General features: G+C 58.5%; 10 protein-coding genes and 2 tRNA genes. 4 read left to right on the top strand and 8 right to left on the bottom strand.

Annotated features, from left to right (window positions below; genetic code table 11):
• From lptB to PPP56_RS04865, 3 genes are all read right to left on the bottom strand, one after another.
• Nucleotides 1-689, bottom strand: a 689-nt coding sequence (lptB, locus tag PPP56_RS04855; protein ID WP_353562905.1) for an LPS export ABC transporter ATP-binding protein, incomplete at its 3' end; no start/stop codon positions are given.
• 72 nt (nt 690-761) lie between these two features.
• On the bottom strand, nt 762-2,441 hold the full coding sequence (locus PPP56_RS04860; protein WP_353562906.1) for an OstA-like protein: 1,680 nt from the start codon (nt 2,439-2,441) through the stop codon (nt 762-764).
• A 96-nt stretch (nt 2,442-2,537) separates the two neighbouring features.
• Entirely contained in the window at nt 2,538-3,101 is a 564-nt protein-coding gene (locus PPP56_RS04865; RefSeq protein ID WP_353562907.1) for an LptA/OstA family protein, read from the bottom strand.
• Nucleotides 3,102-3,303: 202 nt separating this feature from the next.
• Here PPP56_RS04865 and PPP56_RS04870 point away from each other — a divergent pair, with 202 nt between their 5' ends.
• From PPP56_RS04870 to PPP56_RS04880, 3 genes are read left to right on the top strand one after another with little or no spacing between them, the layout of a single operon-like run.
• Nucleotides 3,304-3,642, top strand: a complete 339-nt coding sequence (locus PPP56_RS04870) for an STAS domain-containing protein (protein ID WP_353562908.1) — start codon at nt 3,304-3,306, stop codon at nt 3,640-3,642.
• Nucleotides 3,643-3,653: 11 nt separating this feature from the next.
• Entirely contained in the window at nt 3,654-4,115 is a 462-nt protein-coding gene (locus PPP56_RS04875) for an ATP-binding protein (protein WP_353562909.1), read from the top strand.
• A complete protein-coding gene (locus tag PPP56_RS04880; protein ID WP_353562910.1) occupies nt 4,094-5,251 on the top strand; it encodes a PP2C family protein-serine/threonine phosphatase in 1,158 nt (385 codons plus the stop codon). Before PPP56_RS04875 ends, PPP56_RS04880 begins: the two co-directional genes overlap by 22 nt.
• Nucleotides 5,252-5,406: 155 nt before the next feature.
• Here PPP56_RS04880 and PPP56_RS04885 read toward each other — a convergent pair whose 3' ends face one another.
• From PPP56_RS04885 to PPP56_RS04900, 4 genes are all read right to left on the bottom strand, one after another.
• Nucleotides 5,407-6,030, bottom strand: coding sequence for a GNAT family N-acetyltransferase (locus tag PPP56_RS04885; protein WP_353562911.1), 624 nt, complete (start codon nt 6,028-6,030; stop codon nt 5,407-5,409).
• A gap of 349 nt (nt 6,031-6,379) precedes the next feature.
• A tRNA-Asp gene (locus PPP56_RS04890) sits at nt 6,380-6,453 on the bottom strand.
• 62 nt (nt 6,454-6,515) lie between these two features.
• A tRNA-Phe gene (locus PPP56_RS04895) sits at nt 6,516-6,588 on the bottom strand.
• A gap of 69 nt (nt 6,589-6,657) precedes the next feature.
• Nucleotides 6,658-7,593 (bottom strand): NAD(+)/NADH kinase, encoded by a 936-nt coding sequence (locus PPP56_RS04900; protein ID WP_353562912.1) that lies wholly within the window; start codon nt 7,591-7,593, stop codon nt 6,658-6,660.
• 120 nt (nt 7,594-7,713) lie between these two features.
• On the opposite strand from PPP56_RS04900, the gene PPP56_RS04905 reads away from it, so the two are divergent.
• Nucleotides 7,714-10,050, top strand: coding sequence for an FAD-dependent oxidoreductase (locus PPP56_RS04905; protein WP_353562913.1), 2,337 nt, complete (start codon nt 7,714-7,716; stop codon nt 10,048-10,050).
• 394 nt (nt 10,051-10,444) lie between these two features.
• Here the strand turns inward: PPP56_RS04905 and PPP56_RS04910 are convergent.
• Nucleotides 10,445-11,524, bottom strand: a 1,080-nt coding sequence (locus PPP56_RS04910; RefSeq protein ID WP_353562914.1) for a glutamate synthase subunit beta, incomplete at its 5' end; no start/stop codon positions are given.

Raw genomic sequence — 11,524 nt, forward strand, 5'->3', positions numbered from 1 at the left:
GCAAGTTCTTCTGCCGTACCCTGCTTCAATATGCGGCCTTCATACAGAAGGTAGGCACGGTCGGTGATCGCGAGCGTTTCGTGAACGTTGTGATCGGTAATCAACACGCCGATGCCCCGCTCCTTGAGTCCCCCAACGATCTCCTGGATGTCTTCAACAGCAATGGGGTCCACGCCTGCAAACGGTTCGTCAAGTAAGAAGAAGTTTGGTTCTGTAGCCAGTGCCCGCGCAATTTCCGTGCGGCGGCGCTCACCGCCTGAAAGCGAATAGCCCTTTGAGTTGCGCACGCGATCAAGCCCAAACTCGTCGAGCAGCGACTCAACTCGGTGGTGCCGCTCCTCTTTACTAATCGACTGGAATTCGAGTACGGCGTGTAGGTTGTTCTCAACAGTGAGCTCCCGGAATACCGAGGTCTCCTGCGCCAGGTAGCCGATGCCGCGCCGTGCCCGTTTGTACATGGGAAGCCGGGTTATATCGTCATTATTGAGAGAGACCCGCCCCTCGTTCGGGCGAACCAGTCCGACTACCATGTGAAACGTCGTTGTCTTACCTGCGCCATTCGGCCCAAGGAGCCCGACGACCTCCCCCTGGCGAACCTTCAGGTCTACCGACTTCACGACGGTGCGCTTCCCATATCGTTTGGTGAGCCCTTCCGCATGCAACGTGTACGGGTTCTCAATCGCAGGCATAAAGGTAGAAAATTTATCTGACACAGCGTTGGTTAGTCCGACTTCATCGGGCGCATTCGGGGCATCCTGGCTTCAGTCCAGAGCGGCTGAACGTCGTATTGTGCCGTCGGCCCCTTGTCTCGGCCTGGAGTCATCAGGTGGACGGCGCACGATCTGTGTGCGTGGCACGTCGAACGACCACCCCTGTTCGACGCGCGCCCGAAACCGCTCATCGCTTAGTAGCACAGGCTTGAGCGGCCGTGCATCGGGGGTCCACCGGAAGCCTTCAAGCTGAAACGGGTCGGGGATGAGGTGCGGCTCGTAGAGCATGCCCTGTATCCCCGAAAGCACACGCACGCGCTTGAGTGTCTGTTGGTCATCAAATTCGATAACGATCTCATCACCTGAGGCTTCAGCGCCACGTGCGAGGCGCCCGTCCTCTTCGATAAATCGGATGGTCTCTGCATTAGGGAAGGCGCGGATGGTGCGCAGGTCGCCTTCTCGAAAGGCCGCGGTCATGTTGCGCCCCCGCAGCTGCTGGATGCGTTGGAGCACCGTGTCTTCTTCGGCTGCAAACGCATTGCTAAATACGTACAACGAGTCAATGGTGCGGTTGCGCACGACCGTGCGTAGCGTGTCGCCATGCACCTGTGCGTTTTCAAACCACGCGTTTGGATCCCCAAAGAGCCGTGACTCCTCAAACGGGGGCGCGGTAGACGTATCGGGGCGTACGGTACGATCGTAGACGAGCGAGTCGGCATCTGCAGCGATTTCACGCTGCCATACGCGCACGTCCTCGATTGCTGTGAGGCGGTTTAGCGTATCGCTGCGCTGGGCCAGCAGGCGGTCGGCATCTACGATAACAGTGTCGCTGGGTGCTCCCAGGGAGTCGGCACGCACCTGCACCATGAGCGCGTTGCCGCGCACGTCGCTGCGGCGCTCATCTTCGTCGTTGATCGCGGTGTCTCCAAAGAGCCAGGTACGGGTGTCCTCCTCATCGTCGTCGACTGGAGCGCCTTCAGGATCGGTAGCAGCTGCTCCCGGATCGCGGTCAATAAATACGTGCCCGAAAGCCTCGGAACGGCGGCGGTCGCGGTAGTACGAGAGGGAGTCTGCTTCGAGCCACGAGGCCGGGTCATCGAGTGTAACGTTGCCAGCGAAATCGGCCCGGCGCTCAGGAGACAGGTAGGTGCCCCGTTCGCTACGCAGCACGGCTGTGCTATCTTCAAGCTCAACAGCCTGCTCGAACACAGCACGGCGCTCATCGAAGAAGTAGATGGCTTCGCTGGAGCGTACCTCAACGTCGCCATCGGTGAGCTCTACGTTCCCGAAAGCGAATCCGAGATCGTTGCGCCGTTCGTATCGCACGGTATCGGCCCGCAGGGTATCGGGGCCTTCCACAATCTCTACGGCGCGCAGAAAGAGAAACTCGTCGCGATCCAGATAGCGAAATGCTTTTTCTGAACGCAGTTCGGTCGAGTCCTGCTTCACAAACACATCTCCGATCAGCTCTTGCACGCGTTCATCGTCTATAATCTGGGCACTGAGCGAATCGGCCTCTACGTAAGCGCGCGAACGAGTTGTATCGGAGGCTGCGGGGTCTGTCTGCTGTGCGCGTGCTTCACCGGGAAGGAAACTTCCTGTAAGCACCATGATCGCCATACCCAGTACCACGACCCGCATCCCCCCTGCCTTGCAGCGGACCTGAAGGCATCGCGCGATGCGTACAACAGCAATGCGCGCAATGTGAGCGGGGAGGCGAAGTAGCTTCATGAAGGAAGGGCGACCGTTCGTGATTTCATGATATTCGTGATTCCATGATAGAAGCCCCAGAACAGGTTCTGAAACTTTATAACGCAGAGGCAGACGCTATTCTTCCTCATCCAGGTCCACTTCAGCAGCGAAGCGCCCGATCTGATATGAAGACAGATCCTCGTCGGCAACGATACCGCGTCCGTTGAGCGTTTCATTAGGGGTTACGATACGCACGTAGCGAGACGAGCGCACCAGGCGATCGCTCTGTCGCCACACTACATGCTCGCTGTACAGCTCGCGATCGGCAGTGCGGATCACGACGTTGCCGTATGCGTCGGCACGCCCCTCGCGGGCGAAGTAGAGCAAGCTATCAGCAGCGATGGTAGCAGAGGAGTCGCCCTCTGGCGAAAAGAGCTGAACGTGAATGCGTGTTGTAGGGTCTCCTTCGGGACCGCGCAGTACGGAGTAGGTGCTGTCCGACGTTTCGTATTGAAACATGCGGGGCCCTGAAAGGATAGCGCGCTCGCGGCGCCCTTCGTGCAACACGATATGCGGATCGTGTGTAATCTGCACAGGTCGTAGCTCCCGGTCGGCTTCCAACGCCTCGGCGGGCATTCCGCTACGGCGCTCGCATCCGGTAAGTCCTGCAACAACGACCGCACCGATACAAATTTGCACGACAACGGCAGCGAAACGGTCAATCAATATGAGATCTTTACTTCTGTGCACTGTTTAACATGGCTTCAATTTGTATTCTACGCGTGTACAGCGGGTTGCATGAAGTTTGCTTCTTACTTATTTCTGCTGACCGGCCATTTGCAACACGCTGCCCGAAGGTCTGCACTCCTGCGCTACTCACCCTCTAATCAAATACGCTAAAATGAGCTTTCACACCCGACCGGTGTCAGACGACACCCTTGTTGTTACTGTGGGCGACACGCTTGATTTTCGCAACGCGGAGGCTTTCAAAGACGCTGTTCATCCTCCGATCGACGACGGAAAGCGCAACTTTATTCTCGACTTTTCAGATACCGACGTACTCGACTCCTCGGGGCTTGGTGCGGTATTCTCGTTATATCGTCGCGTAGCTACGCACGACGGTACGGTCGTCTTTGCGGGCAGCTCAGAGCCTGTGCGTGTTGTGGTTGAACTCACGCGCACTTACAAGGTGTTTCCTCAGTATGATTCGGTCGCCGATGCGCAGGCCGACCTGACTTAACGATTGCTTCTATGAGTCTGCTTTTCCAACGGACGTATACCGACCCGGATGGAGCCCTTGACGATGTGCGCGCTGTACTGCGCCAGTCATGGCCGACCTCTGAATCGGATTCGGGGGGGCACATGCCCCCTTCACGTACGCGTCATTACCTGCAGCTTGTCCTGCACGAATGGCTGGCCAACCTCATGCGTCATGCTACATTTTCAAGCGTTCCGCGCATCTCTGTGCGCGTGTCGCTCTCTGAAACGTTGGCTCGCTGCGAAGTTGCCGACAACTCTACCGGGTTCGACCTGGAAGCATCGCTTTTTGAGATGCAATCAAACACCCTTCCCTTGCCTGAATCCCAGATGGGACTTCGCATCATTGACGCATGCGCAACTGATGTATCGTACCGGTCACGTCCTCCTGCGGAATATCAGTTCACGGCTTCAATTCCCTATGATCATGACCCATGGATGAACGTACTATTTTAATCGTCGAAGATGATGCAACGCTGCGCGAACTACTCTCCTACCGCCTTGAGAGTCACTGTGCTGTCGTTACCGCTGTCGACGGCGTTGACGCGCTCAACAAAATCTCAGACCGGCGCCCTGATCTCATCATTTCTGACGTAATGATGCCGCGCATGGACGGGTTTACGCTGCTCGAGGAACTGCAGACGCAGCCCGACACACGCGCAATCCCGTTCATTTTCCTGACAGCCCGAACCGACGAGGATGCCCACATGACGGGCATGCGTCTGGGCGTGGATGACTTTATTACGAAGCCATTCGACATGAAACAGCTTGTGTCGCGTGCAAAGCGGCTTCTTGAACGCGTTGAGGTCTTCAGTAACCGGCTGGATACCCAGCTGGGGCACGATTTCTCGCAGCGCCTCATGCCTGATGCGCTCCCCGAGATGCCTGGCTACGAACTCGTTGTGCGATACGAGCCCAGTGAGCAGGGCGGCGGTGACTTACTCGACTGGAGCCAGCTGGATGACGGGCGATACTTTTTTGCAATCGGTGATGTGATGGGAAAAGGCCTGCAGGCCAAGTTCTATGCCTACAGTTTCCTGAGCTACGTGCGGGCCAGCCTGCGTGCCCGGTTAGATGACGTTCCCGCTCCAGCCGATATGATGGCTCATATAAACACGCTCCTGCTTGAGGATCAAGTCCTCACCGACACGTTCGCGTCCTTTCTTCTCTTTGTGTGGGACCCCAACGCGCACACCGTCACGTTCTCGAATGCCGGGCACTGCCGGCCTCTTCTTGTTGATGAGAAGGCAAGCACGCTTGTTGAGGATAGCGACATTCTCCTGGGGCTTACGCCTGACACCTCATTTGCGCAACATACCCTCACCCTCGACCCCGGCACGGCATTCGTCGCATACACCGACGGCCTACTGGAGCAGCCGACGCGTGAAGAATCGACACTGGGCGAGGAAGGCATTCGTGCGCTCACCCAGGAGGCCTACCGAGCAGGCCATCCCGTTGATGCAATCTGGGATGGAGCGCTCAAACGGTCGCCTTGGTCTCACTATAAGGATGATACACTGATTTTCTGGCTCAAGCGCACCGCCGACACCTCTACATCAGTAGCTCGTGTTTCTGGGGCGATCACCTCATAGCGTCGAGCGGAAGCGCATCCGCTCAACGCCGATAGAGAGCTGATGGAGAACAGCCCGTCACAACAGCCCGTGACTGGCTTACTCTTCATGCCTGCTCCTGCGCGCACTCATGCGCACAGCCCCATGTACACGCCTGTGTCACTCTCTGTGCATAGCTACATGACTTCCGCAACCTCTTCTTTTTCGGGAGGCTGTACGGGGATCGGCTCAAGCGGCTCGTAGTCTCGTTTCAGGAGTGCGTAGTGATCTTTGTCCCAGAACTGTCCATCTCTGAACAGATACTCACGTGCAGTTCCCTCATACTTAAACCCTGAGCCGCGCACCAGCCGCGTCCAGGCATCGTTGAACTCAAATGTTTCAGCGCTCACGCGGTGCAGCCCCACCTTGTCAAAGCAGAGGCTGAGCAGCAAGCTCATGGCCCCTCGTCCATATCCGCTCCCCCAGTATGAGCGATTTCCAATTGTAATGCTGATGCGGCCATGCGCGTTTGAGGGGCTGATACCGTAGAGCGATGCAACGCCAATCAGTTCCTCTTCTGCAATACTGTGGATCTCAAACGCGTAGTGCGTCTCTTCCGGGCTGTCGCAGAGCCGCTCGAACCGGCGCTTGAACGTACCGAACGACTCTTTTTGGAACGGTACTTCGCTGTCAAGCCGGTTAAGCTCGGGGTCGTTGTTCCACCGAAAGTGCGTGTGGATGTGGTCGCGATGCAGCGCAGTAAGCCGTACATGGGGCCCTGCCTGTGGCACCAGGGCTTGCATCTCTGGAAATTCAATCATGATGGAAGCGCTTCCAAATGAACTAAAAAACGAGGAGCGTCTACCTTCTCAAGAGATGACGCTCGTTACACAGTGTACGTAGCGTGCCGGGCACCTGCAAGCATATTCTTCCTTACCCTATGCAAGGTATGGCGCAGTTTCCCGTTACTTATACCTTACGTGTGCAGGGATTGTAAGCTACTTAATTCAATGTATGACAACTATTGTGCCAGATGAATATGGAAGTCAGACGCAGACATCATGTACACCTAAACAATATACATCTAAATAGAAAAGCGCCGATCCAGCCACTGGATTGGCGCTTTTTGTTCTATATCACAATGTTTGCTTCCTTACAGTACGTACTTAGCGGTCCGGACGGGACTCGAACCCGCGACCTCTGCCGTGACAGGGCAGCATTCTAACCAACTGAACTACCGGACCGTACGGTTTTACGTCACATGTTTTGTATCTTTCGTACAGCAGTCGCTTTTCGCGACGTTCTGTGGTCAGGGGCGGATTCGAACCGCCGACACACGGCTTTTCAGGCCGTTGCTCTACCACCTGAGCTACCTGACCAAATCGGATTCACATGTAAAGGACTACGCGTGTAGCAATCAAGTGTGAACGCATGGTTTCATGTTGAGTTCAACGACCTTCGCTTTTCGTATCTGGCGTGCCGCTCTCGGCGTTCCTTGCGTGGCCGGAACCGGACGATCGTGCGCCCCACATAAGCTTGCGGCGCAGCGTGTTAAACACGTGCGTGCCATCCAGCTTGACAAGGTTCACTGAATGAGCGGCCCGTCGTACCGTAAATGGTATGTTCGGTTCCTTGAACTCTGTGCTGACTCCATCAACGGCAAACACGTAAGGGCGGTCCGGATTGCATACTTCCGCGGTAATCGTTGCTGTAGCTGGCAGCACAATGGGCCGCACGGAAAGCGTATGCGGCGCAATCGGTGTGATGATTACGACGCCTGTTTCGGGCATCAAAATAGGCCCCCCGGCAGAGAGCGAGTATGCCGTCGACCCTGTAGGCGTGGAAAAGATGATCCCATCGGCCCAGTACGTGTTCAGGCACTCCCCGTTTACCGTCACGCCTATGCGCAAAAGCCCTGCTGCTCCGCTCCGATTGATCACGCACTCATTTAGTGCCCAGTTGCGCCCAAGCGTTCTTTCACCGGCATCTACTTCCATTACCATACGGGGACTGATGCGGTAATCTCCCCGCTCCAGTGCATCAATCGCACGTGCCACCTGGTCGTGCTCCACATCGGCCAGGAAGCCCAGGCGCCCGATGTTAATTCCCACAAGCGGAGTATCTGACGGGCTCACCGCGTGGGCTGTACGCAGAAGCGTGCCGTCGCCCCCAAAGGAAAACACAATGTTGGCCTGGCGTCCTACGTCCTTCACGCTTGGGGCTACGCATCCCTCTTTTACCGATGCGCCCCGCTCGGCGCGGCCCTTCGCAAGATCCGGCGCCAACCGATACGACAGCTCACGCGCTTTCAGCAGTCCGAGTACATGGTCGAGAAGCGGCCACACGTCGGATTTGTTCGGATTGCCGGTAATGCCGTAAATCATAGGGGATGCAAGCGCACGTAGTTGAACGTATGGTTCATTGCAAGCACAGATGTAACGCTTCCTTGCCTGTCGCGTACACACAGCGTGTGCGATCGGTCCCCTTTACCAACGTGTCTGCTCATGCTTTCGCTTCTCCGCCGCTACGCTGACTGGCTGCACATGCAGTGGCCCGACGGCGACGTGTCTCGCCTGCCCCGTGTCGACGAACACTACCAGACCAACGTAGATGGGGTGTACGTCGTGGGCGACCTGGCGGGCGTTCCTCTGCTCAAGTTTTCGCTCGACAGTGGCACGAAGGCCGTGCGCCACATCGCCGACGACTCTTCGCTTACCCCTGGTGCACAGGAGGATGCATACGATGTCGTTATTCTTGGAGCGGGAGCCTCAGGCATGGCTGCAGCCCGTGAAGCAGAACGTCAGGGCCTTTCGTATGTCGTGCTGGAGGCGACAAAGCGGTTTGCCACGATCAAAGACTTCCAGCAGGGCAAGCCCATCTACACGTATCCCAAAAATATGACACCGGAGGGTGCCATTCAGGTGTCGGCTCCCGTCAAAGAAGAGCTGGTCGAGGAGCTGGAAGCGCAGACCAGCGATGTCGACGTGCAGACGGGCGAAGCGCATCGCATTGACCGGCAGGGGGGACGCCTGGAGGTGGTGTGCACCGATGAATCGCGTATCGCGGCGCAGCGCGTGGTTGTGGCTATTGGACGCAGCGGCGCGTTCCGTGAGCTGGGGGTCCCGGGCGAAGAGCGCGACCACGTGCAGCACCGCCTGAACGACCCAACGAAGTATGCAGACTATCCTGTTACCGTCGTCGGCGGAGGCGACTCGGCCCTGGAGGCTGCTATTGCTCTCACCGAAGCGGGAGCTGATGTCACGCTCTCCTATCGCCGCGAATCCCTCTTTCGCCCGAAAGAAGAGAACATCGACCGCGTCTATGAACTCGCCTCGTATAGCGGTACCGGCTCGCTTACCCTCAAGATGAACACGGAGGTGGAACGCATCGATGAGGAGGCAGTGGTGCTACGCCACAACGACGACACCACCGAGCGCGTGCCTGCCCGGCAGGTCTTTGCCATGATCGGGCGCGAGGCGCCACTCGACTTCTTCCGCCGCTCTGGCATTACCATTCGTAATGACTGGGGCGCGTTTCCTGACTCGCTCTCCGATGCTGTACGCGACCTGAGCTGGCTTGGCACGCTCCGGTGGAAGCGTATCGGCACCATGAGTGCCTTTCTCGCGCTGATGGTCGCCGTATTTAGCTGGAAAGACGGTGGGTGGCTCGGACAGCTCGCTGAATCGGCCAACGCGTTTCCCTTCTGGCTCGGTGATGTGTTTGCCGCCACTGAGCCCACAAGCCTCATCGGGGTGCTCTCGATCTCGCTGCAATCGCCTTCGTTCTACTACACGTTCGTGTACTCGGCCGTGGTGGTGATCTATGGATACCGGCGCATCAGGCGGCGAAAAACGCCGTACATCACCGTGCAGACAATCACACTGGCTGCTATTCAGGTGGTGCCGCTGTTTCTGCTTCCGGAGCTTATTCTCCCGTACCTGGGAGCGAACGGACTCCTCCCCACTGGTTTTCTGGATGCCCTGTTTCCTACCACGGAGTGGTCGGCACACGGACGCGAGTACTGGCGCGCCTATGGGTTTATCCTTGCCTGGCCCCTTCTGGTTTACAACGTGTTCACGCAAGACCCGCTCTTCTGGTGGCTTCTCATCTGCTTCGTGCAGACGTTTGTCCTCATTCCCGGTATGATCTACTACTGGGGTAAGGGAGCCTACTGCGGCTGGATCTGCTCCTGTGGCGCCCTTGCTGAGACCGTCGGCGATGAGCATCGCGACAAGATGCCCCACGGCGAGTGGACTAACAAGCTCAACTTTGCCGGACAGATCATCATGGTCGTTGCGTTTGTGATGCTGTTCTGGCGCATCGGCGGATGGATCTGGCCCGGCGGATGGATGGAATCCACTTTCAACGCGATGCTCTCCGGCGGCCTGTTTGGATTTGGCATCTTGAGCTATGCCTGGTTTGTGGATGTGCTGCTCGCAGGCATGCTGGCGCTGGGCGTCTACTTCTGGCTGAGCGGACGCGTATGGTGCCGCTTCTTCTGTCCGCTGGCGGCGCTGATGCATATCTACCACCGCTTCAGCCGATTTCGTATCCTCGCCGACAAAGACAAGTGCATCTCCTGCAACGTGTGCACGAGCGTGTGCCATCAGGGCATCGACGTGATGAGCTTTGCACAGCAGGGCAAACCGATGGAGGATCCGCAGTGCGTGCGCTGCTCGGCTTGCGTGCAGAGCTGCCCCACCGGCGTGCTCTCCTTTGGCCAGGTGGATACGAACACGGGACAGGTCATCAGCCGCGATTCGCTGGAGGCGTCGCTGGCCCGCATTCAGGAGGAAGCCGCACAGGAGCAGGCGCAGCAACAAGAAGCGCAAGGCGTGTAGCGCCGCCGGAGGCTGAAACCGACCGGTCTTGCCCCTTTTGCTGGTTGCTTATGTCTGGTTGCCCTATGCGTCTGAGCTACGGTGCTCATGTCGCTTTCTACGGCCAAGACACGCGTGGGGACAGGGCACGCATGGGAGTATGATGTAGGGACACGAAGCGCCAAGAAACGGATCTCAGACAGCAACAGGATAAGCTTATGTTTGCAACTCAAATTGCAATAACGGCTCCATATGCCTCCGGTGCGATGGGACTGTCCGCCTGTGCGATCCGGGACGTGAATGGGTGCGCAGTGCCCTGGATCGGTACGCGCCCTCGCTTATAAACGGACGCCCCGCATTTCCCTGACATTCCGATTGCCTGACCATGAGTGGCCTGGCTACATCTGACTGCGTGTTACTCCAGGTCGCCAGGGCCGCGCGTGGGCAGGGCCGTGCTGCCGGTGAGGTAGCGGTCGACGGTGCGGGCGCACTCGCGTCCGTCGGCGATGGCCCAGACCACGAGTGAGGCGCCCCGCGTGGCATCGCCGGCCGAGAAGATACCGGGCGTATCGGTGGTGTAGTCGGCATCGGTAGCAACGCGGCCCCGGTCGTCGAGCGCCACATCAAGCGGATCGAGCAGGGCCTCGCGCTCGGGTCCCTCGTAGCCGATGGCAAGCAGCACCAGATCTGCCGGGCGCGTGCGCTCGGTACCGGCGATCTGCTCCTTGCGGCGCTGCCCATTGTCGTGGTGCCAGCGCACATCGGCGCAGCGAATCTGTTCGACCTGCTCGTCGCCCTCAAACGCGATGACATCCGTATTCCAGACGCGCTCTACCCCCTCCTCGTGCGAGATGCTAACGGTGAGCGTGCCGGGCGCAAAGGGCCACGGGTTTTCTTTCGGGCGCTCGGTGGGCGGCTGCGGTCCGTGTGTGATGTTGGTGATGGAGGCCGCGCCCTGACGGTGAGCCGTTCCGATGCAGTCGCTCGCGGTGTCGCCTCCGCCCAGCACCACCACGTGCTTGCCCGCGGCATCGATTTCGGGCAGGTAGTCCAGGTCGGGCGCATCGCCGTCGGTGGCGATGTGACTGTGACGGTGCAGGTAGGGCCAGGCGAAGTGGATCCCCTCCAGGTCGCGGCCCGGCACCGGTAGGTCGCGCGGGCGCAGCGAACCGATGCAGAGCACCACCGCGTCGGCGTTGGCGTGCAGCGTGTCGATGGAGCGGTCGGTGCCCACTTCAACCCCACACTCAAACCGGATGCCCTCGGCGCGCAGCAGGTCAATGCGCCGATCGATGATGGACTGCGGTAGCTTGAAGTTGGGCACACCCGAGTGCAGGAGTCCGCCCGGACGGTCGTCGCGCTCGTAGACGGTAACGGTGTGGCCCGCCCGGTTCAGCTGCTGCGCGCAGGCAAGTCCGGCAGGACCCGAGCCCACGACCGCCACCTTGTAATCCGTGCGCGTATCCGGTGGATTTGGCTGCACCCACCCTTCTCG

Origin of the sequence: Longimonas sp. (assembly GCF_040409695.1) — a bacterium.
In the GTDB taxonomy this organism is placed as follows: Bacteria; Bacteroidota; Rhodothermia; order Rhodothermales; family Salinibacteraceae; genus Longimonas.